Source organism: Bacteroides sp. 3_2_5 (genome assembly GCF_000159855.2).
Taxonomy (GTDB): domain Bacteria; phylum Bacteroidota; class Bacteroidia; order Bacteroidales; family Bacteroidaceae; genus Bacteroides; species Bacteroides fragilis.
Map to the genome: position 1 here is coordinate 2,495,901 of NZ_JH636044.1, position 26,914 is coordinate 2,522,814.

Sequence of the window (26,914 nt, forward strand, 5' to 3'; positions counted from 1 at the left end):
CGGGTAACTTGTGTCACCCTGTGCAGTCTGCGGTGAATCCTATCTGTTTCTTATTGAATATAAACCGAATAAAAAAGACAAACGAAGAAATTTAATGAAATACATGTTATTGACCGGACTGCTTCTCGGCAGTCTGACCGTACAGGCGCAAGTGAGCGGTACGGTGAAAGATCAGGCAGGCGAACCGATTATAGGCGCCAACGTTTTCTGGAAAAACATTCCCGGTGGGGTAGCCACTCGTGAGGACGGTACTTTTTCCATATCTAAACCCGACAAGTCCAATCATCTGATTGTAAGTTTTATAGGTTACGAAAACGACACCATACAAGTGAACGATAAGAAAGCCGTTCTGGACGTGGTGCTGCGCGAAGGAATGGAACTGAGTGAAGTGCAGATTGTCAGCCGTAAGTTGAGTACGCTGAAGTTGCGCAGCAGTGTGATGAACGAAGAGATCATTACCAGCGACGAGCTCTGTCGTGCGGCATGTTGCAATCTCGGTGAAAGTTTTGTTACCAATCCGTCGGTAGACGTCAGCTATTCGGATGCTGCAACGGGAGCGAAACAGATCAAGTTGCTCGGGCTTTCCGGAACCTATGTGCAGATGCTGACCGAGAATATCCCGAACTATCGTGGTGCTGCTTCTCCTTATGGGTTGGGTTATGTGCCCGGTCCTTGGATGCATAGCATACAGGTTTCAAAGGGAATCTCGTCAGTAAAAAACGGTTACGAGGCCCTTACGGGGCAGATCAATGTTGAGTTTAAGAAGCCACAGTTGCCTGAGGCCGATTGGGTTTCGGCCAACCTCTTTGCCAGTACTACCAATCGTTATGAAGCGAATGCAGACGCCACCGTGAAACTGTCCAAGCGGTGGAGTACTTCATTGCTGGCGCATTACGAGAATGAAACAAAGGCACACGACGGCAATGATGACGGCTTTGCCGATATTCCCCGGATAGAGCAGTATAACTTCTGGAATCGCTGGGCATATATGGGGGATCATTATGTGTTTCAGGCAGGCATCAAGGCATTGGACGAAAGCAGAAAAGGCGGTCAGGTGAGTCATAGCGGCGTGCCGGCAGCCGATCGGTATGAAATAGACATCGACACCCGGCGCTACGAGGCCTTTACCAAGAATGCCTATATATTTAATAAGGAGAAGAATACCAATCTTGCACTGATTCTGTCCGGTACGTTGCACAATCAAGATGCACTTTATGGACGGAAGATCTATAACGTCGACCAATCCAACGCCTATGCTTCACTTATGTTCGAAACCGAATTTACGAAAGAGCACAATCTATCTGCAGGCTTCAGCTATAATTATGACGGATACGACCAGCATTACCGACTGACCAATAACGCTGAAACACCGTTGACGAAAGCTTTTGCACGTGAATCGGTGGGCGGGGCCTACGCACAGTATACCTTCAACCTGGATAATAAGTTCGTGTTGATGGCCGGACTTCGTGGCGACCATAGCAGTGAGTACGGATTCTTTGTGACTCCGCGTGCGCACATTAAGTACAACCCCAATGACTTTGTTCATTTCCGTCTTTCCGCCGGAAAGGGATATCGCACCAACCATGTGCTTGCCGAGAATAATTATCTGATGGCAAGCAGCCGCAAGGTGAGCATCGCCGATCATCTCGATCAGGAAGAGGCTTGGAATTATGGAGCAAGCATATCGGGATATATCCCGCTTTTCGGGAAGACGCTGAACCTGAACCTGGAATACTATTACACCGACTTCCTGAAACAGGTCGTTGTCGATATGGATACGAATCCGCACGAGGTGGCCTTTTACAATCTCGACGGACGCTCGTACTCACAGGTATTTCAGGTGGAGGCCACTTATCCCTTCTTTCAGGGATTCTCGCTGACTGCCGCATATCGCTGGACAGACGCGAAGACTACCTATAATCATCAATTGATGGAGAAGCCCCTGACGGGAAAATATAAAGGCCTCGTCACTGCCTCTTATCAGACTCCGCTGGGTTTGTGGCAGTTTGATGCCACATGGCAGATGAACGGGGGAGGACGTATGCCCAATCCGTACACACTTGCCGACGGAACCTCTTCGTGGGATGCACGCTACAAAGGCTTCAGCCAACTCAGCGCCCAAGTGACACGCTACTTCCGCCGCTGGTCGATATACATCGGGGGCGAAAACCTGACTAATTTTAAACAGAAGAATCCGATTATCGATGCTGCCGATCCTTGGGGCGACCGTTTTGACTCGACCATGATATGGGGGCCGGTTCATGGAGCGAAAGGTTATATCGGAGTCAGGTTCAATCTGGCGAGAGATTAAGAATAAAAAGTGACAGATCACAGAATTTATCAATACTAATACTTACATTTATGAAGACTAAAAAAATGATTGCTACCCTGGTGGTGGCTTTGCTCTCGGTGACGGCCGTTATGGCAAAAGACTTCCGTATTGTCGTTTTCAAAGTGGCACAGATGGAATGTGCCAACTGCGAACGAAAGGTGAAGAACAATATCAAGTTCGAGAAAGGGCTTAAAAACTTTACAACCGATCTTAAGGAACGAACTGTTACCATTACCTATGATGCCGAGAAGACAAATGTTGAAAAGCTGAAAGAAGGCTTTCGGAAATTTAAATACGAAGCTGTAGTCATAAAGGAGGCAAAGGAAACGGACAAGAAGTGAACATTGTTCTTTACCTCATTGTTTATTAGATAGTATATATAATAATAGATTATGAGTAATATAACAAAGAAAGCGTTTCCTGTACTGAATATGCACTGTGCAGGGTGCGCTAATAATGTGGAAAAAACAGTGAAGAAACTGGCCGGTGTGGTAGACGCATCGGTCAACTTCGCCACAAACACACTGTCCGTTTCGTACGAGGCCGACAAGCTGACCCCCGGAGAGATCCGTGCGGCTGTACTTGCCGCAGGTTATGACCTGATAGTGGAAGAGGCCCTGAAAGAGGAACGTCAGGAGGAGGCACAGGAGAAACACTACCGGCTGCTGAAACGGCAGGTTATCGGTGCATGGATCTTCGTTGTTCCTATGTTGCTGTTTTCTATGGTTCTGATGCATGTACCTTTCTCTGACGAGATCCAGTTGATACTGGCCCTCCCTGTAATGATCTTTTTTGGTGGATCTTTCTACGTCAACGCCTGGCGGCAGGCACGTCTGGGGAGGAGTAACATGGATACGCTGGTGGCACTGAGTACCTCCATCGCATTCCTGTTCAGTGTCTTCAATACATTTTTCCCTGAGTTCTGGTATAGCCGCGGACTTGAGCCGCACGTCTATTACGAAGCCGCAGTAGTCATCATTGCCTTTGTACTGACCGGAAAGTTAATGGAAGAGCGTGCTAAGGGAAACACCTCTACCGCCATTCGTAAATTGATGGGACTTCAGCCCCGTGTGGCCCGAGTGCTTCGCGAAGGGATCGAAGAAGACATCCTGATAGACCAGTTGCAAACCGGCGATCTGGTGGTCGTACGTCCGGGCGAACAGATTCCCGTGGACGGACGTCTGTCTGAAGGAGAGTCTTATGTAGACGAAAGCATGATTAGCGGAGAGCCTATTCCTGTAGAGAAGAAGGTCGGTGACCGGGTACTGGCGGGAACCATCAACCAGAAGGGAGCTTTTGTAATCAAGGCGTCCGGTGTGGGAAGTGAGACGGTGCTGGCGCGCATCATCCGCATGGTTCAGGAAGCGCAGGGAAGTAAAGCTCCCGTACAGCGTATCGTAGACCGGGTGACGGGTATCTTCGTACCGGTGGTGCTGTGCATTGCCGTGCTGACATTTGTCATCTGGCTGTTGGTGGGAGGAACCGATTATTTCTCACATGCCTTGCTTTCGGCTGTATCCGTACTGGTTATTGCCTGTCCGTGTGCTTTGGGACTTGCTACTCCTACCGCTCTGATGGTGGGTATCGGCAAAGCAGCCAGCAACCATATTCTGATAAAGGATGCTGTTGCCCTCGAGCAGATGCGTAAAGTCGATGTAGTGGTGCTCGACAAAACCGGGACATTGACCGAGGGACACCCCACTGTCTCCGGATGGCTTTGGGCCCAAGTACAGGAAGAGCATTTCAAGAATGTTCTGCTGGCAGCCGAGCTTAAATCCGAACATCCGCTTGCCGGAGCCATTGTCTCTTCTCTGCAAGAGGTGGAGAAGATAGTTCCTGCCCAGTTGGAGAGTTTTGAGAGTATCACCGGAAAAGGTATCAAGGTGGTATATCAGGGTGACACTTATTGGGTGGGCAGCCACAAATTGCTGAAAGATTTCAGTGCTTCTCTTTCTGACGTACTTGCCGAGATGATGGTGCAATACGAATCGGACGGGAACAGTATCGTTTACTTTGGCCGTGGAACAGAGGTACTTGCCGTTGTCGCCATTGCCGACCAGATAAAGCCGACTTCTGCCGAGGCGGTGAAGGAACTGAAACGTCAGGGCATCGACATTTGCATGCTGACCGGTGACGGACAACGGACGGCACTTGCCGTATCGGGCAAATTGGGCATCGACCGCTTTGTGGCAGATGCCTTGCCGGATGATAAAGAAGAGTTTGTGCGTGAGCTCCAGATGCAGGGCAAAACGGTTGCTATGGTGGGTGACGGAATCAATGACTCACAGGCGTTGGCTTTGGCTGATGTCAGCATAGCGATGGGGAAAGGTACCGATATAGCCATGGATGTGGCGATGGTTACGTTGATGACATCGGATCTGCTGTTGCTGCCCCGTGCATTCGAACTCTCCAAGCAAACAGTAAAACTGATTCACCAGAATCTGTTTTGGGCGTTTATCTATAATCTGATAGGCATTCCCATTGCAGCCGGAATCTTGTTCCCTGTCAACGGGTTGCTGCTCAATCCGATGCTTGCCAGTGCAGCGATGGCATTTTCAAGTGTAAGTGTCGTGCTGAATTCACTGAGTCTGGCCAGAAAATAACAATTCCTTTCAAAACGAACTCACCACAGAGGGCACAGAGTAACACAGAGGATACAGAGGGCAGAGAGTACACAGAGCGTTCATGTTGGTCATCCATAATTTGAAGTTTGCTCTGTGTTACTCTCTGCCCTCTGTGGTAAAAAAGGGTTTTGAATGTCTTTCCCGGAGAAAGTCGTCAGCTGTTTCTGAATTCCAGCGGACTCATGCCTACATATCTCCTGAAATATTTTCCAAAGAACGAAGCACTGGGGAAGTTCAGTGAATAAGCGATTTCCTGGATAGTCATGTTGCTCGATTTGAGTTTGGCTTTCGCGTCGATGATAACCACGTAGGCTATGACGTCCAACACGTTACGTCCGGTCACCTGCTTGACCGTAGTACTGAGGTGTTGCAGCGATATTCCCAACTTGTCCGCATAGAACTGGGCACGACGCTCCTCGGTGTAATGTTCCGTGACCAGTCCTACCAGTTCACGGCAGATTTCTTCCTTACGGTTCGTATTGTGGTTTTTCGAGGAGTATCTCTGATAGATTAGTCCGACGGCAGTCAGGATCGATCTTAAAGACACCTCTGTCATTTCGGAGGGGAGAGATAATTTTTCGTCACACGTCACGCGTGCCAGCAAAGAAAAATAATCTATCAGATAGCTGGCTATATCCTCCTGCAACTCTACAATCGGACATTCGGTTATTTTGGAGAAGGAACTGACCATTGATTTTATCAGATTGATGCGTTCTACGCATTCCGATGAGAATCCCGCAAAGCATAAACGTACTTTTTCCGTGCGTTCGCGGAATTGGATAATGGTACCCGGTAACAGTGTGATCAAGTCGTTCGGTTTTATCTCGTAGTCAATCAGATTAATGGTTGCGGTCATCTTGCCTTCCGTACAAATAGCAAAGATGCCGGCTTTCAGCCTGCATGATTGTTTGTAGATATTTAATATATCTTCGGTTACATCATTCCATGCCAAAATCTCGCACGGAAGATCTACTTGTGGAAAGTCAAACTTCATATTACTTTCTTTTTTTGAATCACGCAAATATACACATTTTCTTTTATTTTTTTATCTTTGTCCTTATGAAAACAATTACAACCGATTGGGAACTTATTCCATATTCTGAGGCATGGAGCCGCCAGACTGAATGGTTCGATGCCCTTGTCCATGCGAAGCAGAACGGGGAGAATTACGAGAACCGTATAATTTTTTGTGAACATCCGCACGTTTACACGCTGGGGCGTAGCGGGAAAGAAAATAATATGTTGCTGGGAGAGGAGCAACTGAAGACTATCGGTGCCACTCTCTATCATATCGATCGTGGGGGAGACATCACTTATCACGGTCCCGGGCAGTTGGTGTGCTATCCGATTCTCAATCTTGAAGAGTTCGGATTGGGATTGAAGGAGTATGTGCATTTATTGGAAGAAGCCGTCATCCGTGTCTGTGCGTCTTACGGTGTTGTGGCGGGGCGGTTGGAGAAGGCGACCGGTGTCTGGCTGGAGGGAGATACGTCCCGTGCCCGCAAGATATGTGCGATAGGGGTCAGGAGCAGCCATTATGTGACAATGCACGGATTGGCATTGAATGTCAATACCGATTTACGTTATTTCAGCTACATCCATCCTTGTGGTTTCATTGATAAGGGTGTGACCTCGCTTCAGCAAGAACTTGGCCGTAGCATCGATATGGCGGAGGTGAAAGAACAGTTGGGCCGGGAGTTGCTTGCTGCCCTTTTGTCAAAATGATAATCAAACCTCTCTGGATTGCTCTATTTCCGTCCAATGATGCACTGAACGGATAAAATCGCCTTCCTTGCGGGTTAGCAATTTTGTTTTTGATATCAGATGTCTTTGCAGGCTGTCATAATGGCGATGTCGTGAAGCTATCGGAATGAAAAGGTGCGTAATAAGAGCATGTGGCTCTCTTTCTGTTAGTTCGGACTTGTCTGCTTCGGGAGTACAACCAGAGAATAATCTTTCTCTTTTAACCTCCGAAACCCTAACAATAGATGTAAAGTAGGAAAACATATAGAGATAATTTGAAAAGACGTAAGCATATTCTGTAAATGCTTACGTCTTTCGGACCGAATGCTTACTTCTTTTTGCTGAAATCCGGTTACTTTTCGGGTCAGACCCCGGCTCTCCGGCTACAAAAGTCCGGTTTTCCGGGAAGAAAAGTCCTGCTTTCCGCCTTCCGCACTTCCGGTTGCTGTCTAAAAGCAGAAGGTGCTGTCATGGAATCCGCTAATTTCCTTTCATATTGACAAGAAAAAGAGGATATATCAAAACTCGTGTTCACCACAGGTAGGTTATGCAGATTATTTTTTCATTCTCAGCACTCTGATGCCGGTCAGTGATTTTCTGTCTTTCAACATTTGGCTCAGTGCGGTTTTGCCCACTACTACTTTACCCTCTTTGGATGAAGCATGCAGCAGGTGCAACTGCCCCTTGATGTAAATGGCAATGCCCATGTGGCTTACGTCCAGTCCCGGAGTATTGGTGGTCAGGGCGATGATGTCTCCGTTCTTGATCCAAGGCAGTCCGTCCGGTTCCAGTTTGTCTTTGGGCAGATAGTGTACCTCTTTGCCGCTCAAGGCTTTTTCATACTTTGCCATTTGGGCTACGTTCTCCGGAGAATTTTTCAACGATTTGTAGAGTTCCGGATGCGTACTCATGTACGAGAGCGACAGTTTTTGTTTGAAGGGGCTGTAGGCAGCCGTTACATCTTCGAGCAGGCCTTGGCGGACCGCATTGTTGATCCAGTCGGATATATAGTGCAGGCGGGAGGTGTATCCGTCTATTTTTCCGTCACGATAGCGGATGCGTTGCAAATTGCGGGCGAAATCGCCTTCCTGCATTTCGTCTCCTTGCTGCGGGCAGAGGGCCATTGCCAGTGCATATTCAACGAAAGTGGTACAATCCACTTCGTCACAATTGATAATAAGGTCTTCTGTGTCATCTACTTCCAGGGTGCCTGCCTTATAGGGGGTGTCGACAAACCCGAGTCCGTTACTCAGCACCAGGCTGCTCTCCTGTGCTGCAACTGTTCCGGCCAATAGGCTGGTACATAATAAAAGTGTGCGAATTGTTTTCATTTTTATAAAGATTGTTTTTGTAATACCTTCGTTGTATCTATTGGAACCTGACTCCGTCCCGCAACCATTTCTCTAATTCTTCCGTCCATTGGCGTTTATAGGTAAAACTGTCATAGAACCCCCATCCGTGTCCGCCCGTGGGATAAATGTGGAGGGTGGCAGGCACCTTATGCTTTTGCAACGCCAGATAGTAATTCACGCCATTGGCGGGAGGCACTCCTTCGTCGTCCGAAGAGAGGGTGATGAAAGCCTGCGGAGTGTGATCCGTCACTTGCTGTTCGTTGGAGAACTTTCTGGTTAATTCCGGCGTTGCGTCCGGCCCGAGCAGATTGTGGCGTGATCCTCCGTGGGTGTCGCCGGATTCCATCGTGATTACCGGATAGAGCAATATCTGAAAGTCGGGTCGTGTGTCCTCACTGCTGTAATGCGTAGCAAGGGTAGAGGCGAGATGACCGCCGGCCGAAGCTCCCATAATGCCCACCCGGTCTGTACGAATATTCCAGTCTTTGGCATGTTTCCGCACTATTCGTATCGCTTGTTCAGCATCCGACAAAGGCACCTCGCAGTGTCCGTTAGGCATCCGGTATTTTAGTACCACATAGGTGATGCCCAATGAATTGAACCATGGTGCCATGTCGTGTCCTTCATGATCCATGGCCAAGAGAGCGTAAGCACCGCCGGGACACATGATGATGGTCATGCCGTTAGGTGTCGCCGGACGATAGACGGTGATGGTGGGCTGTGTGACGTTAGTGAGCCGGTATGGAGCCGACATCACTTCTTCGCCTTTCAGCCCGTTATCATTGGGAGCGCCGTTGGGCCATAAAGGCAGCTCAACGGGCTTTTGTGCTGACAAGCCGGTAGCCATGAACAGAAGAATGGATGTGATTAATGTTTTCATTTTACTTTCATGGATGCTTTGATGAAATAGAGAATCAACAGGGCATAAGCTATCAGGGCCGCAAGTTGAGACAGAGTGTTGTTCAGCCACGCGTCATTTACCAGATTGATGCCTCCGAAGCGCATTGCCGCACTGACTACACCCATCAGGGCACCTCCGGCGATGAATCCGGATGCCAGTAATGTACCTTTCTCTCCCCGTTCCGTGTTGAGTGAAGCGTCTTTACTGCGGGTAGTCACATACCAGTTGATCGCACCGCCCACCACCAGCGGTATATTCAGTTCGAGAGGAATAAACATACCGAGTGCAAATGCCAGTGCGGGAACTTTCAGGAGCGTCAATACGATGGCCAGTACGGCACCGATGCCATAGAGCATCCACGGAGCACCCACACCACTCATTAACGGCTCGATGACGGCAGCCATTGCGTTAGCCTGCGGGGCAGCCAGCTGACCGCTTGTGAATCCGTAAGTTTTGTTCAGGATAATCATTACACCGCCTACGGTAGCAGCCGAAACGATGGTTCCGAGGAACTTCCATGCTTCCTGCTTGGCCGGTGTGCTGCCGAGCCAGTATCCGATTTTCAAGTCTGTGATAAAACCTCCTGCCATGGAAAGTGCGGTACAGACCACACCACCCATTACCAATGAAGCCACCATGCCTGAAGGGCCTTTCAACCCGACAGCCACCATAACGACCGATGCCAGAATCAATGTCATCAGAGTCATGCCCGATACGGGATTAGTGCCCACGATAGCGATTGCATTGGCGGCTACCGTTGTGAACAGGAATGAAATTCCGGCCACTAGCAGGATGGCTACCAGTGTATGCACCAGGTTGCCTTGCATCACATCGAAATAGAAGAAAAGCACTACCAGAATCAGCGTGATAATGGAACCGATGGCAATGATTTTCATTGAGAGGTCGCGTTGGGTGCGGATAATGTTCTTTTCGGCATCACTCTTTCCGCCCATTTCCTTAGCCGCCAGTCCCACCGCACTGCGGATGATGCTCCATGATTTGATGATGCCGATGACACCTGCCATGGCAATGCCGCCGATACCGATGCTTTTGGCATAGTGGCTGAATATCTGTTCGGGACTCATAGAGCCTACCGTGGCGGTTATGTCCGGATTCCACTGATTCAGTACCGAATCACCGAAGAAGAGTGACATGCCCGGTACGATGATCCACCATACGGCCAGGGAGCCGAAGCAGATAATGGAAGCATATTTCAGTCCGACGATATATCCCAGGCCGAGTACGGCTGCGCCGGTGTTTACCTTGAAAACCAGTTTGGCTTTGTCGGCCAGCATTTCGCCTACTCCGCATACGCGGGTGGTGAAGTTTTCGTTCCACCAGCCGAAGGTAGCCACGATGAAATCGTACAGACCGCCGATCAATCCTGCCATCAGCAATGGCTTGGCCTGGCTGCCTCCTTTTTCACCCGACACCAGCACCTGTGTGGTGGCTGTCGCTTCGGGAAAAGGATACTTGCCATGCATGTCGCTTACAAAGTATTTGCGGAAAGGAATCAGGAACAAGATGCCCAGTACACCGCCCAGCAGTGAACTGATGAACACTTGCATAAAGGTGACCGACATATCCGGATATTTGGCTTGCAGGATATAGAGGGCAGGCAGTGTGAAGATGGCTCCTGCCACGATGACGCCTGAGCAGGCGCCGATGGATTGGATAATGACGTTTTCGCCGAGTGCGTTTTTGCGTTTGGCTGCGCCGGATACTCCGACTGCTATGATGGCGATGGGGATGGCAGCTTCGAATACTTGTCCTACTTTTAGTCCCAGATAGGCTGCGGCAGCCGAGAAAAGGATGGCCATGGCGATACCCCATGCTACAGACCAGAGGTTTACCTCCGGATACGTTTTCTTTGGACTCATCAGCGGGTTGTACACTTCTCCCGGTTTCAGTTCCCGGAATGCGTTCTCGGGTAAGCCCGTAAACTTGTCTTCTTCTTGTTTCATAATTGTTTTTTGTAGTTTATGTATAGTTTATCAGATTTCCAAACGGTCGGTTTCTCAAAACAGCTTCAAAGTAAGCAAAAAAAAAGGAGAATCCCGAAAGATTCTCCTCATTGTTGTTATTAATTTTTGCTTATTTCGCGTCTTTGGCTGTCATGTCGCCTTCCACGAAAAGACGTATCATCTCCGTCTTGGCGTTTGTACGCAGGGTTATGGACTTTTTGAAGTGTCCCGGATATTTATCCGTTCCGTTGTAAGTCACCTTGATTGTACCTGTTTTTCCCGGCATGATAGGTTCCTGGGTATATTCGGGTACGGTACATCCGCAGGATGCTACAGCCTGATGAATGACTAACGGGGCATCGCCGATATTTGTGAACTTGAAAGTGCAACTCACAACAGGATTGTTTTCCGAGAACGTTCCGAAGTCGTGGGTTGTCTTATCAAACTTTATTTCTGCTTTTCCTTGAGCTTGGGCAAGTCCGATGCTCAGCACCATCATAGTGATAAAAAATAGTATTTTCTTCATTTTCTATTTCTTTTTATGGTTTTGTGAGTGGCAAAGGTAAGGTTTTTTTTGATAAATGATGTCGTATGACGGTGAAATTGTATTAAAAAGGCATCTGACAGAGAGGGTGTAGCTGTCCGGTATATAGGGTGTAGCCATGCGAGGCTTAGGGCTACACCCTGTGCACCGTATGGCTACACCTCTTTAGAATACGCCCGGAAACAAGAGGGTGAAGATACTGCCTTTCCCCGGTTCGGATGAAACGGTGATGGTGCCGCGGTGCAGATGCATGATCTGTCGTGAGATGGTCAGGCCGATGCCCGATCCGGTGGGTTTAGTCGTGAAGAACGGGATAAAGATGCGGTCGAGCACCTCTTGCTCGATTCCTGTCCCGTTGTCTTCTATCCTTATATAGGGGCGTTCTCCGGAGCTTAATCCGGCTGAGATCCGGATGTCGGTCGCATCGTTCTCACGGGCGTTTTTAATCAGGTTGATCAGCACTTGTTCAATCAGATCTTTGTCCGCCATCAGGCGTTGGGCCTTGGGCGGAAGTATCAGGTGCAGGTCATTCGGTTCTCTGTACATCAACCGTACCACACCTGTCAGTAATTCTTGTGATGTATATATCTTCAGCAGGGGTTGTGGCAGGTGAGACACTTCCCGGTAACTGTTGACAAACCGAATTAACCCGTCGCCCCGCCGGCGGATGGTTTGTAACATCCGGAGCATTTCGGCCCGCTCTTCTTCATTGCCGTCAAAGTCTTCGATCTGATGTTCCAGCAATTCGGACAAAGACGTGACCGGAGTGATGGAATTCATGATTTCGTGTGTCAGTACACGGATCAGTTTCTGCCAGGCTTCGGTTTCCTGGCTGTCTAATACCGAATCGATGTTTTTCATGCTGGCCACTGTGAGCGGTCGTCCCTGTATCACAAACTCCATTCCGGAAAGTGCCAGTTGGATGGTCTCTTCCTCTTTTTTCGCCTGCAGAACGGCGATGTCACCCGCTTTTAAGGAGTAAAGGCGGGCAGGCAGCTCGCTGTGAAAGTATTTCAGTTCATCAATACTTTTCAGATTGTGGTTATCGAGCAGTCTTTTGGCGGCTTCATTCATCCACTCGATCCGTCCGGAAGGGGTATATACCAATACGGACATATCGATGTGGTTGGCCAGAGCCTGAAAATATTGTAGTTTGCTTTCTTTCTTCTGAAGGTTCTGTTTGTAGAAATCCAAGGCTTGGTTCATTTCGTTCAGAAGCTCTGCCGGCAGTGAACGGAGGCTTTCTTCGCTTTGCACGGGGGAGGAGAGGAACTCGGAATAGCGGACAGACCAGATGAACTGTGCCATGGCACGTGTGGAGCGGAGGATGTAGCGATAGATTCTGTAGGCTGTGTATAGCAAGAGGCATACGGATACCGGCAGGCTGATATAGAAACCGTGCATGCCTAACCACACGGTGGTGTAACAGCAGATCAAAAGGGCTGCTGTCAATATAAGGGGTTTCCTCGCCCATTTTTGTTTCATGTCGTGTAACTGTTTGAGGTTATAATCCGTGTTTCTCGATCCGCCTGTATAGCGATGTCCGGGTGATTCCCAGCATTTCTGAGGCTAACGTAATGTTGCCGGCACAAAGCCGGAGTACTTCGCTGATGGTTTCGCGCTCCTGGCGTTCAAGGTTGTATTTCTCTTTCTCCGAAACCTGTCCCTGAGGCGATGTGCGAAGCATGAAGTCGTTCGGCATCAACATTGGATTGCCTGAGAGGATGACCGCCCGTTCGATGGTATGTTCTAGCTCGCGTACATTCCCCGGCCAACGATAGAGTTGCATCAATCTGCGCGCTTCTTTCGAAATGCCCCGGACTTCTTTTTTATATTTTTTCCGATAGCGTTGTAAAAAGTGATCGGCAAGCAGGAAAAGGTCGTTGCCCCGTTCGTGTAAGGGAGGGATACGTATTTCGATCGTATTGATGCGGTAGAGAAGATCTTGCCGGAACAGCCCGTTATCGATGGCTGTATACAGGTCGGTATTCGTTGCGCATATCAGTCTCACGTCTACCGGATAAGAAGTGGTGGAACCCAGTCGCGAACTTTTGCGTTGTTCGATGACCGAAAGCAGCTTGGCCTGTAAAGGCAGGCTCAGGTTGCCAATTTCATTTAGGAACAGAGTACCTCCCGAGGCTACCTCCAGCCTTCCGGGTTTCTTTTTCCGCGCATCTGTAAAAGCACCTTTTTCGAATCCGAAGAGTTCGCTCTCAAACAGTGTTTCGGGGATGCTTCCCAAATCGATCGGGACGTATATTTCGCCTTTCCGGGGCGACTGTTCGTATACATAGCGTGCTATCAGATCTTTTCCTGTACCGTTTTCACCTAAAAGCAACAGGTTGGCGTCCGTATCGGCAAATTTCCGGATGGTCTGGAAAATAGCCTGCATGGCGGCCGATTCGCCGATGATTCGGGCCGGTTCCGGCGAGGGGGCGGTCAGAGCTTCTTTCTGCTCCTTCAGTGATTCTACTTCCGTACGGCTGAAGCTGAGTTGCAATGCCGCAGATACGGTTGCAATCATCTTATCGTTTTGCCAGGGCTTGGCGATGAAGTCGGTAGCCCCGAGCTTGATGGCCCGTACAGCCTTTTCGGTATCGGCATAAGCCGTGATGAAGATTACCACTGCTCCCGAATCCAGTTTCAGGATCTCTTCCAACCAGTGGAATCCTTCCCGTCCGCTGACAGCATCGTTCCTGAAATTCATGTCCAGCAAGATGACATCATAGTGTGTGCGTGACAGGATGGGGAGCAGTTCTCTCGGATCGGTCGTGATGCTGATTGATTCTGTAATGGGGCGTAACAGCATTTTCAGTGTGAAAAGGATGTCTTCATTATCATCGGCTATCAGTATTTTGCCTCGTTTCAGTGTCATAGTATAGTATGTTGATTGGCAGGAACAAAGATAGAGAAAAAGTTTGGGTAATCTGTGTACGATATCGTACAAAAACTGCACGCTTTCGTACGAATTACAGATCGTCCGTTTTCGGTAACAGGTTGATAAATAATAGGATGTCTGTTTGGTATACTTCTTGCTTTTATTTAATAAATAGAATTTGCAAAGATGATCGGAAGTAAAATGAAAAGCACTTGGATGTTGGGACTGCTGCTCCTCCTGGGAAGCTGTCAGCAGAAAGGGCCGGCAAGTGGCCGGGTGGAGATGAAAGGAGAGTCGGATAGTTTGAGTGTCCGGCATGGGCAAGAGAATGCATTGTCGGTTTCGGATGAATATCCGGAAGGGTATGTTCCTGTTCCGGGCATTCGGTATCAGGCGAACTATCTTACCGGAAATCCGGAGCGTCTTGACGTGAAGGCCGCATTGCGGAATGTCCGTCCTCTGAAGTTGAGTCAATTGGGCAGTCAGCTTGATTTCATGGTATTTAAAGATGTGAAAGGAGGCATCTTCCGCCTGATACCGATTGAAGAGGGCTGCTTGGGAGTGGGGATTGGTGGCATCTGGCTGCTGGATGGGAACCTGAAAATGATTCGGATGTTGTTTCGCAATGATGTGGATATTACGGAAGAAAATGGATTTACCAACTTTCAGACGAAGCGTTACATCAATCCGGATTATTATGAAAAGACTTCCCGGACGTTGATCGGCGTGCTGTATGATCAGAGGGATAAAAAGAATCCCAAATCCTTTGTCAGGCTTTCTCTGAAAGATTTGTTAAGCGCATCCCGGCCTCTGACACCGGACGATATCCATAAACGTGCAGGTATTTCCGGAAATTATCTGTTAGGAATGGCAGACGGGTATGCTACCTGGACCCGATTTACGAACGACGTTTATACCTTCAATTTGCGGGGTGATACACTTTGTCATTTTACTATCGGAGAGAAAGTAAACTATCCTCCCCGCGGTAACGGTTCATATCGTTCGGGAGAACAAGCGACTGTTTATCATTATAAGGGCTGTCCCATGATCATTATGCCTTATGGGAATACGGTTTATCGTATGAAAGACGCCTTTACCCTGGAACCGGTTTATGAACTTGATTTCGGCACGTTGCATCGGGCTACGGGAGAAGAGGTGGTTGGCGGTGCCGATGTGGACAATGCCTATTTCCTGTCGGATTGGGTGGAGACCGACAGCTACGTATTCATGCATGTAGAAAAAGGATATGACTGTCCCTATGCACGCGACAAGAAGCAAGTAACGCTTTACTCGCTGATATATGACAAACGGTCTAAAGCGTTTTTCTCCTTACCGCAGGCTGAAGAAACGGTTCATCCCTGTCCGGAGCCTGATCTTCCTGACGGCATTCCGTTTTGGCCCCGGAAAGGTTTTTCTGAGAAGCAGCTTGCTACATTTACAACCGGGTGGAAATTAAGTAAATCTTCTCCTGAAGTATTCAAGCGGATACCTGCTTTACAGGGTACCGAGAAAGAGACTACGTCACTTATAATCACTCTAAAATGAACGATACACGATGCTGAAACACTACTTCCGCCAACTCGGCTTATAAAACGGAATATGGATAGTCTCAGGGCCCGGTTAAATCCGGCCCGGGATTGTTTTGAGATCTGTTCTCGATAAAACTCGTATAAAATTTATTCAAGGAAAATTTAAACAGGCTTTTTAAAAAGGGGAGTGAAAGGTAATGATTAAAAGATATTATTATTGGGGGAATTTACTTTTGATGGGAGGACTGTGCCTGTCGGCTTGTGGTAATAAAAATCCGGGGGTGAGTAAGGAGGAGCTGCGGAGGGAGTTTGCTAAAAGTGCAACTCCGGCGGCCGATGTGGAAGACTCGCTTGCCGGATGGGGAGATAACGATTCTCTACAGGTATTTCCGGAAGACTATCAGGCCCCTTCCGGAATTAAATATGATTCTCACATCACAGATCATGGAATGATTGTTTTGAACGTGGAGTCTGCATTGCGAAACGTTCGCCCGATGAAACTGACTGATCTCGGGCAGCAGGTGCAATACAGGATCATGGAAGCCAATGATGATTGGACATCCCTGATTGCTGCCGGTGATGATTTTCTGATACCTGATGAAGAGGGTGTGTGGCTGTTGGATAAGGACCTGAGGAAGAAACGACTGCTTATTCGATCGGATTTACAGGTGATACACACGCCGGGCGGTGGCGTCGGAATAGGAGGGGGACACTTGATGCAGAACTTTTATTATGATTCTGAAAGGAAACAATTACGCTTTACGTGCTATAATACAGATAAACGGAGGTCTTATCTGGTAGTCGCCTCTTTGACCGGACTGATGGCTTCTTCTCAGCCGGCGGAGCTTAAGACATTCCGAAACAGACTGCCTATAGGAAACAGCTATCTGTTTTCAATGCCCGGAGGATACGGAATGGCGGTAAGACATTCGGATGAACTCTATACATTCGGGATGAAGGGGGATACTCTCTGTCACTTTGTTTTGGGAAATTCCGAACGTTATAAACCTCGTCTTTTTGAGGCTGAACGGGACATTGTGTATCATGTGGGAGGAAGAACACTGTTTTATCATGCATACGGCAATAAGATCTACAGGGTGAAGGATGCCTCGACACTGGAGGTCGTTTATAAACTTGATTTCGGTTCATTATCCCGCATTACAGGGGCCGACGTGGCTAGAGGGGGCAATGTGCGGAGTTCATATTTTGTAACTTCGTGTATGGAGACGGATCATTTCCTCTTTTTGAATGTCGATAAAGGGTACGATAGTGAAAATGCCCGTAGGAAGGGGGAAGTGCAACTTTATTCTTTGGTCTATGACAAGCGGAACGGAGAGTTTTTTTCTTTGCCGGAAGTTACCGGTGGGGGACATCCGGAATCACCGCTGATAGCTGCCGGTCTACAAGAAGATTTACCCTTCTGGCCCAACTTGAATCTGAATGGGGATCCTGCTTTTGTTGTCGGAAAAGCTGTTTTGGAAAAATACTATCCGATACAGCTGCGGGGAAATGACAAGCTTGGAGAGTTTAATGAAACCGATCTGATTTTGATGACCGTTAAATAAGTTGACCGCTATGATGATAAACCATTATTTTAAAGTTGCTCTTCGTCTGATCAAACGGAGCTTTCTGTTTTCAAGCATTCATATACTTGGATTTGTATGGGGGATGGCAGCGGCTTTCCTTATCTACTTGTGGGTGATAGATGAATTTACTTTTGAAGATCACAATCCGGATGCAGGTAGAATTTTCAGGGTGATTGAAGCGAATTGCTCCGAAAGCGGAGAGGTGACTGAAAATCCTTATACTTCGAAACTTCTGGCAGATGCTTTCCGTAAAGAGTTTCCGCAGGTGGAAGAAGCCACTTATCTTGGGAATGTCGATATGACTTCTTTGAGGTCGGGTGATAAATTTTTGTCACTCAATTGGATGCGTGTGGATACGGCCTTTTTTGATGTTTTCCATTTTCCTGTGGTAGAGGGAGATCCCGGCAGGCTGAAATCGGGATTCAATCACATCGTTTTGTCTGAGACGCTGGCTAAAAAGTTTTTTGGGAATGAACCGGCGGTGGGGAAAGAAGTAATGTATAACAGAGGAATGGATGGCGAGTCGGTATTGAGGATCGTAGGGGTGGTGAAAGTACCCCGTAAAAGCCATATTCAGTTTGATGCGATTGTAGGGCAGTCTTTTTTTGATAAGATAGATGTCAACATCGTGCGGATGTCTTCTCCTTGGGATGTTCGGGATGCGATGGTGTATGTGAAAATGCGTCCCGGGACATCTGTGTCCGACTCCGACCGGGTGCGGATGAGTCGTATACTGAGTAAACACACACATACGGAACGTCTGCTCCGTTTCCAACCGCTCAGGGACATTCATTTAAAGACCGATTTTGCTGATATTTCCGTTAAGAATCATGGTAGTATGGCCTCCATCTATCTGTTTATAATCTTGGCCGTATTGATTATATTTATGGGAGCGTTCAATTTCACCACTTTGTCGACTGCACGTGCCGCATTACGATATAAAGAGATCGGAGTGCGTAAGGTGACGGGGGCCAAGCGGAAAACGCTGATCGTTCAGTTTCTTTCTGAAAGTTTGGTGCAAGCATTCATTTCGTTGATATTGGCGCTGGCCTTGACCGAACTGCTGTTGCCGGTCTTTAATCGGATAATGGATAAGGACATCACGTTGCAGGCAAGTTGGAGTGTGTTAGTCTACGTTGTTTTGGGCATTATCGGTGTGGGATGCCTTTCGGGCAGCTATCCGGCATTCTATCTTTCGGCGGTTAACCCTTTGATTGCTTTTAAAGGAGGACAGAAGAACGGGAAAAAGGGGGGCTTGATACGGGGGCTGCTCTGTGTGCAGTTTGTCATAGCAATCACGTTGTTGCTGTGTACCGGTATTGTGTTTAAACAACTGAACTATTTGCAAAACAAGGACCTGGGATTGGAAAAAGAAAATGTTGTTTCCATTTATACAGGTCTGTGGTATAATGTGGACGGGTTCAAGCAGGAAATATTAAAGAATCCGAATGTACGCAGCGTCTCGATGGGAGCTGAAATTACTGATTATCTGGAAGGGGACAAAAGTCAGGGGGATGTATTGAGGTGGACTGACGAAAGAGGAGAGACTGACTCTTTACGAATGATGTGTATTTGGGCGGATGGTGATTTTGTGAATACATTCGGATTAAAACTTCTGAAAGGAGAGGGTTTGAAGGCGGATGGAGGAGCCTACTTCAGTGGCACGTACGATTTTCCGGTGATTATTAATGAAGCGGCCCGGAAGGCTATGAAGGTAGCAGATCCGATAGGTATGGAGATAAGCGGAGGGTTTGGAGTAGGCACAAATAAAAAACGGATTGTAGGAGTGGTACAGGATTTCAATTTCCAGTCGTTGCGACAGAAGATAAAGCCGGCATATTTGATGTATAGTCCCGAATGTTTGGGGAATATACATATCAAAATAGCTCCGGAACATAAACAGGAAACCTTGAACTTCATACAAAAGAAGTTTGAGGAGATGGCCCCCTTTTTCATAAAGGAGTTTAAATATAAGTTTTTCTCAGATGCTTTAAACCGGAACTATGAACAAGAGAGACAACAGAGCCGGATGTTACTTGCGTTTACGATCCTTGCCGTTGTGATTGCCATGATGGGAGTCTTCGGATTGGTAACGCTGTCCACCCGGCAGCGAACGAAGGAAATAGGGATTCGAAAAGTGAATGGAGCACATTCCGGTGGGATCGTAAAAATGTTCTGTCTGGAATATCTGAAATGGGTGGGCATTGCTTTCATGCCGGCTTGTCCGTTGGGTTATCTTTTTATGTATCACTGGCTGGGTGAATTTGCTTACCGGACTACTATGAGCTGGTGGCTGTTTTTGGGGGGCGGACTGATTATTGCGGGGATTACGTTATTAACTGTTATCGGACAAACCTGGCGGACGGCTTCACAGAATCCGGTGAGATCATTGAGATATGAATAATAAATAGTTGGAGATTATGATAAAAGCAATTGGATTGACTAAGATATTCCGTACAGAGAGTGTACAGACTATTGCGTTGAATGAAATCAGTATCGATATATCGGAAGGCGAATTTGTAGCTATAATGGGACCCTCAGGATGTGGCAAATCGACCTTGCTGAATATACTGGGACTATTGGACAATCCGACTTCCGGTGAGTTGTGGTTCATCGGTAAAGAAGTTTCCCGCTACTCGGAAAATGATCGTACAGACATGCGGAACGGCAATATCGGCTTTGTATTTCAGAGCTTTAACCTGATAGATGAACTGACTGTATTTGAGAATGTAGAATTACCGTTGCTATATGCCGGTGTGTCGGTTCATGAGCGTGTAGATCGAGTGAACAAAGCGTTGGAAAGGATGCAGATAGGCCATCGTACGGAACATTATCCTCAACAACTTTCCGGAGGTCAACAACAGCGTGTGGCTATTGCCCGAGCTATTGTGACGAACCCGAAAATTATATTGGCTGACGAACCGACGGGTAACCTCGATTCTACCAATGGCAACGAGGTGATGCTTTTATTGAAGGAGTTAAATCAAGATGGAGCTACAGTCGTGATGGTAACTCACTCTGAAGAAAATGCCCGGGAGGCAGGCCGTATTGTGCGGATGATGGATGGTTGTATCCTGACGGAGAACAGACGATGAAAAGTTTTGAACGATGAATGATCACCGCCGATCATTCATCGTTCAGAACCTTTCATCGTTTCAATTCATATCCCAGCATCATGCCGTCATAGCTATCTGCCAATGAACTGATGGCTTTGAGGGTGGCACTGCTGCTCTTACTGGATAAGAAAGTGATTAGCTTCAGCAATTTGTCTGCTTCGAACAGAAGATCCATCTGCTGAGTGGTATAATTGACTTTTGCATTCATGGGGATTAATTTCATATACCTCAGGTGGAGCATCTGGGTGCCGGCATCGTAAGAGTATGTTCCGTTCAGCTTGCGTTTGCCTAAAGTGCTTACGAAAGTACTGTCCGCATTGAATGTAAAACTCAGTTGCCCCTCTTTAATGCCGACTTTGGCCAGCTGTTCGTCCAGCTTTTGTTCGGCAGCGGAAGCAGCGACGGTTCCTCCGGCTTTCTTCAGCAGGTTTTCAGACTCGAACTCAATGGCCGAGCCGGTATAACGCCAGGTCCCGGTCATATCCACTGTTTCGGTATGTCCTGTGACAGCGTTGACAACTTTGGAGATATTGTCTTTATTGAATAAGTCCTTGATAGATTGTGCACGGTTTACGGTCGGTACAAGCAGTAGTGTGATAAGAACTGCAAATGATAATAGTTTTCTTTTCATTTGATATCCTTGTTTTTATTTTGAATTAAGTTCTTTATTGATTGACTCGATGTAGTTTAATACCTCTGTCCTGCCAAGGCGCTCTTCTGATGAAGTGATGAAATAGGGAGGGAGTTCTTCCCATTGTTTCCGTAATTCTCTCAAGTAAGCGCTGATATTTATTTTGAGTCGTCCCCCTTTCAGTTTGTCTGCTTTGGTGAAGATAATGGCAAAAGGAATGCCGTTCTCACCCAGCCATTCCATGAATTCAAGATCTATTTTCTGGGGTTCCAGACGGCTGTCTATCAATACGAATAGATTGGTCATCTGTTCGCGTTCGAGGATGTAATCTTCGATGATGGTGCGTATCTGTTCCTGTCCTTTCTGACCTCGTCTGGCATATCCGTATCCGGGTAAGTCAACCAGGTACCAGCTGTTGTTGATCAGAAAATGATTGATAAGCATGGTCTTACCGGGAGTAGCGGAAGTCATGGCCAGCCCCTTTCGTCCGGTCAGCATATTGATGAGGCTGGATTTTCCTACATTGGATCGGCCGATAAAGGCATATTCGGGGAAAGTGCCTGCCGGACATTTTTTCACGTCCGTATTACTAATTACAAATTCAGCATTGGTTATTTCCATATTTCTTGTTGGTTTTAAAATTCATTTTTTAGTTGTTTCTTTGATACGATCCACATTCCTGCAAAAGTAAGGATGCCGTTCAGCATCAATAATTCGTATCCGAACTGATAGCCGGTTTCCTGCCGGGCAAATCTATCGGCTGCGTAACAAATCAGTGGTGAAGCTATCGCAATAAACGGCACCCATCGGTCGTTTGTTTTTCGTTGGGTGAATAATCCGAAAGCAAACATTCCCAGAAGAGGTCCGTATGTATAGGAGGCTATGATGTAAATAGCATCGATGACGCTTTGGTTATTCAATGCATCGACAAGGCAGATAAAGAAAATAAGTAGGACGGATAGTCCTATATGTACCCGGTTTCGTTTTCTACGGGCTTCTTCCTCTGTGTCTTTGCCTGTGTCGAGCAAGTCGATGCAAAAGCTCGTTGTCATGGCGGTTAAGGCTGAATCCGAATTGCTGAAAGCGGCGGCAATGATACCGATTGTAAATAGGATAAGTACTCCTTCGCCCAGATAACCCTGGGTAGCAAACAACGGCAGGATGTCGTCACCGGCAGCCGGAAGTTCCAATTGCATCTCTTGAGCAAGGACCAGTAATAAAATGCCAAGCCCCAGAAACAGCAGGTTGAGCGGAGCGAATGCAAAGCCATAACAATACATGTTCTTCTGCGCGTCACGCAGACTACGGCAGGAAAGGTTTTTCTGCATCATATCCTGATCGAGTCCGGTCATGACAATAACAATAAAAATCCCACTTAGAAACTGTTTGAAGAAATTCTGGCGCGACATCCAGTCATCAAATACAAAGATGCGACTGTGTTCATTGCTGCTGATTGTTTGTATAACTCCGCTGAAGTCAAGATTTAACTTTGCAGTGACAAAAACAAGGATGCTGATCAGTGCTGCGATCAGGCAGAAAGTCTGTAAAGTATCCGTCCAGACAATTGTTTTAATGCCACTTTTGTGAGTGTATATCCATACTAAAGCTACCGATCCGGCAGCAATACTCCAGAATGGGATACCCATATCACGAAATACGTAGGTATATAGAATCAGACAGACAAGGTATAGTTTTGCAGCTGTGCCCAGCATACGCGAAAGAAGGAAAAAAGAGGCTCCTGTACGGTAGGCACGCTTTCCGATACGGGTATCCAGATAAGTGTATATACTGGTCAGGTTGAGTTTATAGTAGAGTGGGAGGAGTATATGGGCGACAGCCAGATAACCGAAGAAAAAGCCGAATACAGTTTGCATATACGTCATATCCATCGCCTTTACCATGCCCGGTACGGATACAAAGGTTACTCCCGAAATAGATGCGCCAATCATTCCGAAAGCAACGACGTACCATGGAGACTGGTTTTCTCCTTTAAAAAACGCTGCATTCGAACCTCCTTTCCGTCCGGTGATACGGGCTATCAGCAAGAGAATGGCAAAGTAGCATACAATAGTGGCAAGTATCATCATAACGAGCGCAAAGGTAACACTTATTTTGCAAACGATGATTGCTAATTAAAATTTGATATTTGTCTTTGAAGGCATATACCATCAAAAGGCCACCCAGTATAGGTGTCAGAGTGCCGAGTGTTATTAACAGATTTCCATCGCCATTAGGATCGAATACGATGTTCATGATGGCATAGACAGGGACAATGCCGGCTAATAGTACAAGAATTGTGACAAATTTTTGATATTGTTTTCATGATAGTTAAGCGCTTGATAATTAGTACGGCAAAATTAAACAATAATAGTGGATAATGGATAGCTCAAATACCGGCTTGGGACAGAATGTTTTTTCCGGAGTGGTTTTGAATTCACCACGGATCACATGGATTAACACGGATTCTTTAATCTAATTCTCAATGAAATAAATTATTTGTCTGTGTTACGTGTAATCTGTGGTGAGACCTATCCAGTTCTATTATATGATGAAAATGTTTCCTCCAAATACAAATGTAGAAACTTAATTCTCCAATAGTTCTTTCATGGCCCTTTCCTCTTGTCGGATACGTATAGCGAGCAAACAAGCGTAGATAGGGAGTCCAATGAGTAATGTATACCAGGCATTGCAGAGTAAAGCAACTCCAATTAGTTCAGGTATGATATTCAGATAGTAATTGGGGTGTCTTACTGTTCTGAAAAGGAAGCTTTTTTCAATGCGATGATCGGGAATGATATAAAGTTTTACTGTCCATACATCATGGAGTTTATAGATCACATAGAATAGCATAGCATAAGCAAAGCCCATTATAAAAACACCACAAACAGAGAAGTAGTTGAAGGTAGTTCCCGAAGTGTATGCTTCATAGAGGGCCGAAAAATAGTAGACGATATGTGCTAATGTCAGTAATAGCGAATTAACTTTACCATATTGTACCGCTCCACTTTTCAGAAGACGTTTCTCGTTACGAATGGAGTAGGATAAGGAAAGTAATCTGAGTACAAAAAAGGCAATAAATGTAATAATGATATTTTGCATCGTTTTATTTTTTGAGGGATAAGATATATTTTATTTTCTTTCTTAGAACTTATGAAGGAATACCCAAGAGGGCGATTGAACCGGAATTCAGTTCATTTCGGAATAGTTATAAATCGGAGGAGCATAATAAGTTTCAAGAACTGGTTAAGAAATATGGTTTCTATCCTGAGTTGTGCGATACCTGTAGAAAAGGGAATCTACTGAAGATAAAATCAAAAAGGCGGTTTTATAAGTCACTCTGTGGGGGCATGACCCGCGATTTGCTTATAAAACCGTTTTTCGTTTATAAAGGCTTAAGTTTCAACTCGATTTGTGTAACTGAACCCAGGCGTACGGTACGTCCTGCAGACCATATTTCATAATTTTCTGTACCACTGCCATATTGGACAGCGAAAGTGAAAAATCGGTCTTTGTTTGATTCGAACCACTTATCATAAGTAAAAATGAAAGTGGCAACTCCGGTGGAGTTAGTTAATGCATATGCCGTAGGAGTTGTTCGATTGTCTTTTTTGAACTCTTCATAAGTCTTTTCATCGAACATTTGCACAATTTCGTTGGGCAGAGGTTTGCCATCAGCACTGACTACAGTAACTGTTACCTGCGCATCATTTTTGTTTTCATCATCGTTGCTACAGGAAATTAACATCAAACTAAAGAGCGTAAATAAGTAGAAAGTTGTCTTTTTTAAGTCCATAAATTTAGTTTTTTAGCTATAATAACAAAAATGTAGACTTGATTGTTCAACAATCAAGAGACGACTGTATTGTTGTAGCAGGAGCAATGAACAAGATGACCGATAAATAGCCTATTTTATTAACACCTGATTTGCCATTTATAAAATATGCGTATCTTTGTACTCCATAAAGTATACAGTGGCTTTATGGGGTTGGAGTCCTTTCTATTATAGGTTTGCAACTTTTTTACTGGTATATACTTTATTGATAATTAAATAGATATACTTGTTTGTACATGAATCAACAATATCCATCGACGTTACTTGAAAAGGCCGTCGGAGAGTTTTCTAAATTGCCGGGTATCGGACGGAAAACAGCTATGAGACTGGTGCTTCACCTGTTGCGTCAGGATACCTCTGTGGTGGAAGCTTTCGGAAGTTCTATTATAACTTTAAAGCATGAGGTGAAATATTGCAAGGTGTGTCATAATATATCTGATACGGAAACTTGTCAGATTTGTGCAAATCCGCAGCGGGACGCGTCTATGGTCTGCGTAGTGGAGAATATACGGGATGTGATGGCCGTAGAGGCCACTCAACAATATCGTGGGTTGTACCATGTTTTGGGGGGAGTGATTTCACCGATGGATGGGGTAGGACCGGGCGATCTGCAGATAGAAAGTCTGGTGCGCCGGGTAGCCGAAGGGGGAATAAATGAAGTGATTCTTGCTCTAAGCACAACCATGGAAGGGGATACCACGAATTTTTATATTTACCGTAAACTTGAGAAAATGGGTGTCAAATTGAGCGTACTTGCCCGTGGGGTATCCATTGGTGACGAGCTGGAATACACAGACGAGATAACGTTGGGTAGAAGTATTGTGAACCGTACGACTTTTACCGGAACCGTTTAAAAGGAAACTTACCATTAACTGATAATCATTATATATAAATGGAAGAGCAAATAAAACGCATTGTGAAAAGCCAGAAGGTACAGTATATTTCTTTTTGGATTATTCCGTTATTGTTGGTGCTATTGGGAGAAGCCGGCGTGTTGCCTGTAGGAATAAAAGCAGACAATGTACGGGCTGTTTATGTTTTCGAAACAGTAGGTATTTTGATGACTGCCGTCTGTATACCTCTTTCTCTTAAACTATTTAGTTTTGTTCTGACAAAGAAAATAGATCAGCTGACGTTTCCGGTGGCCCTGAGCCGTTATATGCTTTGGGGGGCTGTTCGGCTGGCTTTACTGGAATTTGTAGTGGTGTTTAATCTGGCCGGTTACTACTTTACACTTAGTAGTACAGGTGCGTTATGTGCACTTATAGGACTGACAGCCTCTTTTTTCTGTCTTCCGGGAGAAAAAAGATTGCGTGCCGAACTGCATATTGATAAAGAATAAATGATGAAGCAATCTTTCTTAGCCAACGAGCGAATATATCTCCGTGCAGTGGAACCGGAGGATTTGGATCTTATGTACGAAATGGAAAATGATCCTTCTATGTGGGATATCAGTAGTTTTACAGTTCCCTATTCGCGTTTTGTACTCAAACAGTATATTGAAGGATCGCAAAGTGACATGTTTGCCGATAAACAGTTGCGGCTGATGATTATGCGTCGGAAAGATAATTGTACTTTGGGTACGGTCGATATAACTGATTTTGTACCTTTACATTCAAGAGGGGCAGTCGGAATTGCCGTTCACAGCAATTATAGACAGGAGGGGTATGCTTCCGATGCATTGAAACTGCTTTGTGAATATGCTTTCAACTTTTTATTTATAAAACAATTGTATGCCCATATAGCTGTGGATAATGAACCCAGTTTGCGATTGTTCAATTCTTGTGGATTTACCCAATGTGGAGTATTGAAAGAATGGCTGTTAACACACGAAGGTTATAAAGATGCCGTGCTTGTGCAATGTATGAATCCCAAACGATAA

At 46.3% G+C, this 26,914-nt stretch carries 24 protein-coding genes; 12 read left to right on the forward strand and 12 right to left on the reverse strand.

What is annotated here, in order from left to right:
- Positions 1-94 precede the first annotated feature (94 nt).
- From BSHG_RS07885 to BSHG_RS07880, 3 genes are read left to right on the forward strand one after another with little or no spacing between them, the layout of a single operon-like run.
- Entirely contained in the window at positions 95-2,311 is a 2,217-nt protein-coding gene (locus BSHG_RS07885; protein ID WP_005787236.1) for a TonB-dependent receptor, read from the forward strand.
- Positions 2,312-2,361: 50 nt separating this feature from the next.
- Entirely contained in the window at positions 2,362-2,673 is a 312-nt protein-coding gene (locus BSHG_RS0220490; protein WP_005794486.1) for a heavy-metal-associated domain-containing protein, read from the forward strand.
- A 51-nt stretch (positions 2,674-2,724) separates the two neighbouring features.
- The gene (locus BSHG_RS07880) at positions 2,725-4,935 is read left to right on the forward strand and encodes a heavy metal translocating P-type ATPase (protein ID WP_008659938.1); all 2,211 of its coding nucleotides are present in this window, start codon (positions 2,725-2,727) and stop codon (positions 4,933-4,935) included.
- Between the two features lie 175 nt (positions 4,936-5,110).
- Here the strand turns inward: BSHG_RS07880 and BSHG_RS07875 are convergent, their stop codons facing one another.
- Positions 5,111-5,950: a helix-turn-helix domain-containing protein gene (locus BSHG_RS07875; protein WP_005787242.1), complete on the reverse strand. Its 840-nt coding sequence runs from the start codon at positions 5,948-5,950 to the stop codon at positions 5,111-5,113.
- Between the two features lie 65 nt (positions 5,951-6,015).
- On the opposite strand from BSHG_RS07875, the gene lipB reads away from it, so the two are divergent.
- Positions 6,016-6,681: a lipoyl(octanoyl) transferase LipB gene (gene lipB, locus BSHG_RS07870; RefSeq protein WP_008659941.1), complete on the forward strand. Its 666-nt coding sequence runs from the start codon at positions 6,016-6,018 to the stop codon at positions 6,679-6,681.
- A gap of 320 nt (positions 6,682-7,001) precedes the next feature.
- Positions 7,002-7,199, forward strand: a complete 198-nt coding sequence (locus BSHG_RS23725) for a hypothetical protein (protein WP_008659943.1) — start codon at positions 7,002-7,004, stop codon at positions 7,197-7,199.
- Positions 7,200-7,253: 54 nt separating this feature from the next.
- Here BSHG_RS23725 and BSHG_RS0220495 read toward each other — a convergent pair whose 3' ends face one another.
- The 6 genes from BSHG_RS0220495 to BSHG_RS07845 all read right to left on the reverse strand — a co-directional run bounded on the left by BSHG_RS0220495 (position 7,254) and on the right by BSHG_RS07845 (position 14,335).
- A complete protein-coding gene (locus BSHG_RS0220495; RefSeq protein ID WP_005794479.1) occupies positions 7,254-8,030 on the reverse strand; it encodes an N-acetylmuramoyl-L-alanine amidase-like domain-containing protein in 777 nt (258 codons plus the stop codon).
- A 37-nt stretch (positions 8,031-8,067) separates the two neighbouring features.
- On the reverse strand, positions 8,068-8,931 hold the full coding sequence (locus tag BSHG_RS0220500; protein ID WP_011202700.1) for an alpha/beta hydrolase: 864 nt from the start codon (positions 8,929-8,931) through the stop codon (positions 8,068-8,070).
- Positions 8,928-10,916: an OPT family oligopeptide transporter gene (locus BSHG_RS07860; protein WP_005787253.1), complete on the reverse strand. Its 1,989-nt coding sequence runs from the start codon at positions 10,914-10,916 to the stop codon at positions 8,928-8,930. Before BSHG_RS07860 ends, BSHG_RS0220500 begins: the two co-directional genes overlap by 4 nt.
- A 130-nt stretch (positions 10,917-11,046) precedes the next feature.
- The gene (locus BSHG_RS07855; protein WP_005787254.1) at positions 11,047-11,442 is read right to left on the reverse strand and encodes a DUF1573 domain-containing protein; all 396 of its coding nucleotides are present in this window, start codon (positions 11,440-11,442) and stop codon (positions 11,047-11,049) included.
- Between the two features lie 183 nt (positions 11,443-11,625).
- Complete coding sequence (locus BSHG_RS07850; protein WP_008659947.1) at positions 11,626-12,945, reverse strand: sensor histidine kinase; 1,320 nt, start codon at positions 12,943-12,945, stop codon at positions 11,626-11,628.
- Between the two features lie 19 nt (positions 12,946-12,964).
- Positions 12,965-14,335, reverse strand: a complete 1,371-nt coding sequence (locus BSHG_RS07845; protein WP_008659948.1) for a sigma-54-dependent transcriptional regulator — start codon at positions 14,333-14,335, stop codon at positions 12,965-12,967.
- Positions 14,336-14,524: 189 nt separating this feature from the next.
- Here BSHG_RS07845 and BSHG_RS07840 point away from each other — a divergent pair, with 189 nt between their 5' ends.
- The 4 genes from BSHG_RS07840 (at position 14,525) to BSHG_RS07825 (ending at position 20,548) form a co-directional block, all read left to right on the forward strand.
- Entirely contained in the window at positions 14,525-15,883 is a 1,359-nt protein-coding gene (locus tag BSHG_RS07840; RefSeq protein ID WP_008659950.1) for a DUF4933 domain-containing protein, read from the forward strand.
- Positions 15,884-16,064: 181 nt separating this feature from the next.
- Positions 16,065-17,432 (forward strand): DUF4933 domain-containing protein, encoded by a 1,368-nt coding sequence (locus BSHG_RS07835; RefSeq protein WP_008659953.1) that lies wholly within the window; start codon positions 16,065-16,067, stop codon positions 17,430-17,432.
- Positions 17,433-17,445: 13 nt separating this feature from the next.
- The gene (locus BSHG_RS07830; RefSeq protein ID WP_032497476.1) at positions 17,446-19,857 is read left to right on the forward strand and encodes an ABC transporter permease; all 2,412 of its coding nucleotides are present in this window, start codon (positions 17,446-17,448) and stop codon (positions 19,855-19,857) included.
- A 16-nt stretch (positions 19,858-19,873) separates the two neighbouring features.
- The gene (locus BSHG_RS07825; protein ID WP_008659956.1) at positions 19,874-20,548 is read left to right on the forward strand and encodes an ABC transporter ATP-binding protein; all 675 of its coding nucleotides are present in this window, start codon (positions 19,874-19,876) and stop codon (positions 20,546-20,548) included.
- A gap of 52 nt (positions 20,549-20,600) precedes the next feature.
- Here the strand turns inward: BSHG_RS07825 and BSHG_RS07820 are convergent, their stop codons facing one another.
- The 5 genes from BSHG_RS07820 to BSHG_RS07800 form a co-directional block, all read right to left on the reverse strand.
- On the reverse strand, positions 20,601-21,200 hold the full coding sequence (locus BSHG_RS07820; protein WP_005787260.1) for a DUF4923 family protein: 600 nt from the start codon (positions 21,198-21,200) through the stop codon (positions 20,601-20,603).
- A gap of 15 nt (positions 21,201-21,215) precedes the next feature.
- A complete protein-coding gene (gene yihA / locus BSHG_RS07815) occupies positions 21,216-21,821 on the reverse strand; it encodes a ribosome biogenesis GTP-binding protein YihA/YsxC (protein WP_005794469.1) in 606 nt (201 codons plus the stop codon).
- 14 nt (positions 21,822-21,835) lie between these two features.
- On the reverse strand, positions 21,836-23,287 hold the full coding sequence (locus tag BSHG_RS07810) for a sodium:solute symporter (RefSeq protein ID WP_008659961.1): 1,452 nt from the start codon (positions 23,285-23,287) through the stop codon (positions 21,836-21,838).
- Between the two features lie 496 nt (positions 23,288-23,783).
- Positions 23,784-24,299 carry an isoprenylcysteine carboxyl methyltransferase family protein gene (locus BSHG_RS07805; RefSeq protein ID WP_005787267.1) on the reverse strand — a complete coding sequence of 172 codons (516 nt, stop codon included), beginning with the start codon at positions 24,297-24,299 and terminating at the stop codon, positions 23,784-23,786.
- A gap of 283 nt (positions 24,300-24,582) precedes the next feature.
- Positions 24,583-24,993, reverse strand: coding sequence for a hypothetical protein (locus tag BSHG_RS07800; protein ID WP_008659964.1), 411 nt, complete (start codon positions 24,991-24,993; stop codon positions 24,583-24,585).
- A gap of 275 nt (positions 24,994-25,268) precedes the next feature.
- On the opposite strand from BSHG_RS07800, the gene recR reads away from it, so the two are divergent.
- The 3 genes from recR to BSHG_RS07785 are packed head-to-tail and all read left to right on the forward strand — an operon-like array spanning position 25,269 to position 26,914.
- Positions 25,269-25,886 carry a recombination mediator RecR gene (gene recR, locus BSHG_RS07795; protein WP_005787270.1) on the forward strand — a complete coding sequence of 206 codons (618 nt, stop codon included), beginning with the start codon at positions 25,269-25,271 and terminating at the stop codon, positions 25,884-25,886.
- Positions 25,887-25,924: 38 nt separating this feature from the next.
- Positions 25,925-26,374 (forward strand): hypothetical protein, encoded by a 450-nt coding sequence (locus BSHG_RS07790; protein ID WP_005787272.1) that lies wholly within the window; start codon positions 25,925-25,927, stop codon positions 26,372-26,374.
- Positions 26,375-26,377: 3 nt separating this feature from the next.
- The gene (locus BSHG_RS07785; protein WP_005787274.1) at positions 26,378-26,914 is read left to right on the forward strand and encodes a GNAT family N-acetyltransferase; all 537 of its coding nucleotides are present in this window, start codon (positions 26,378-26,380) and stop codon (positions 26,912-26,914) included.

Excerpts from the sequence above, each read along its gene's own strand:
- BSHG_RS07805 (WP_005787267.1), bottom strand. The coding sequence starts at position 24,299 with ATGCAAAATATCATTATTACATTTATTGCCTTTTTTGTACTCAGATTA.
- BSHG_RS07800 (WP_008659964.1), bottom strand. The coding sequence starts at position 24,993 with ATGGACTTAAAAAAGACAACTTTCTACTTATTTACGCTCTTTAGTTTG.
- lipB (WP_008659941.1), top strand. The coding sequence starts at position 6,016 with ATGAAAACAATTACAACCGATTGGGAACTTATTCCATATTCTGAGGCA.
- BSHG_RS07825 (WP_008659956.1), top strand. The coding sequence starts at position 19,874 with ATGATAAAAGCAATTGGATTGACTAAGATATTCCGTACAGAGAGTGTA.
- BSHG_RS07820 (WP_005787260.1), bottom strand. The coding sequence starts at position 21,200 with ATGAAAAGAAAACTATTATCATTTGCAGTTCTTATCACACTACTGCTT.
- BSHG_RS07830 (WP_032497476.1), top strand. The coding sequence starts at position 17,446 with ATGATAAACCATTATTTTAAAGTTGCTCTTCGTCTGATCAAACGGAGC.
- BSHG_RS07875 (WP_005787242.1), bottom strand. The coding sequence starts at position 5,950 with ATGAAGTTTGACTTTCCACAAGTAGATCTTCCGTGCGAGATTTTGGCA.
- BSHG_RS07850 (WP_008659947.1), bottom strand. The coding sequence starts at position 12,945 with ATGAAACAAAAATGGGCGAGGAAACCCCTTATATTGACAGCAGCCCTT.
- BSHG_RS07855 (WP_005787254.1), bottom strand. The coding sequence starts at position 11,442 with ATGAAGAAAATACTATTTTTTATCACTATGATGGTGCTGAGCATCGGA.
- yihA (WP_005794469.1), bottom strand. The coding sequence starts at position 21,821 with ATGGAAATAACCAATGCTGAATTTGTAATTAGTAATACGGACGTGAAA.
- BSHG_RS07840 (WP_008659950.1), top strand. The coding sequence starts at position 14,525 with ATGATCGGAAGTAAAATGAAAAGCACTTGGATGTTGGGACTGCTGCTC.
- recR (WP_005787270.1), top strand. The coding sequence starts at position 25,269 with ATGAATCAACAATATCCATCGACGTTACTTGAAAAGGCCGTCGGAGAG.
- BSHG_RS07860 (WP_005787253.1), bottom strand. The coding sequence starts at position 10,916 with ATGAAACAAGAAGAAGACAAGTTTACGGGCTTACCCGAGAACGCATTC.
- BSHG_RS0220500 (WP_011202700.1), bottom strand. The coding sequence starts at position 8,931 with ATGAAAACATTAATCACATCCATTCTTCTGTTCATGGCTACCGGCTTG.
- BSHG_RS07790 (WP_005787272.1), top strand. The coding sequence starts at position 25,925 with ATGGAAGAGCAAATAAAACGCATTGTGAAAAGCCAGAAGGTACAGTAT.
- BSHG_RS0220495 (WP_005794479.1), bottom strand. The coding sequence starts at position 8,030 with ATGAAAACAATTCGCACACTTTTATTATGTACCAGCCTATTGGCCGGA.
- BSHG_RS07785 (WP_005787274.1), top strand. The coding sequence starts at position 26,378 with ATGAAGCAATCTTTCTTAGCCAACGAGCGAATATATCTCCGTGCAGTG.
- BSHG_RS07880 (WP_008659938.1), top strand. The coding sequence starts at position 2,725 with ATGAGTAATATAACAAAGAAAGCGTTTCCTGTACTGAATATGCACTGT.
- BSHG_RS07810 (WP_008659961.1), bottom strand. The coding sequence starts at position 23,287 with ATGATGATACTTGCCACTATTGTATGCTACTTTGCCATTCTCTTGCTG.
- BSHG_RS23725 (WP_008659943.1), top strand. The coding sequence starts at position 7,002 with ATGCTTACGTCTTTCGGACCGAATGCTTACTTCTTTTTGCTGAAATCC.
- BSHG_RS07845 (WP_008659948.1), bottom strand. The coding sequence starts at position 14,335 with ATGACACTGAAACGAGGCAAAATACTGATAGCCGATGATAATGAAGAC.
- BSHG_RS07835 (WP_008659953.1), top strand. The coding sequence starts at position 16,065 with ATGATTAAAAGATATTATTATTGGGGGAATTTACTTTTGATGGGAGGA.
- BSHG_RS07885 (WP_005787236.1), top strand. The coding sequence starts at position 95 with ATGAAATACATGTTATTGACCGGACTGCTTCTCGGCAGTCTGACCGTA.
- BSHG_RS0220490 (WP_005794486.1), top strand. The coding sequence starts at position 2,362 with ATGAAGACTAAAAAAATGATTGCTACCCTGGTGGTGGCTTTGCTCTCG.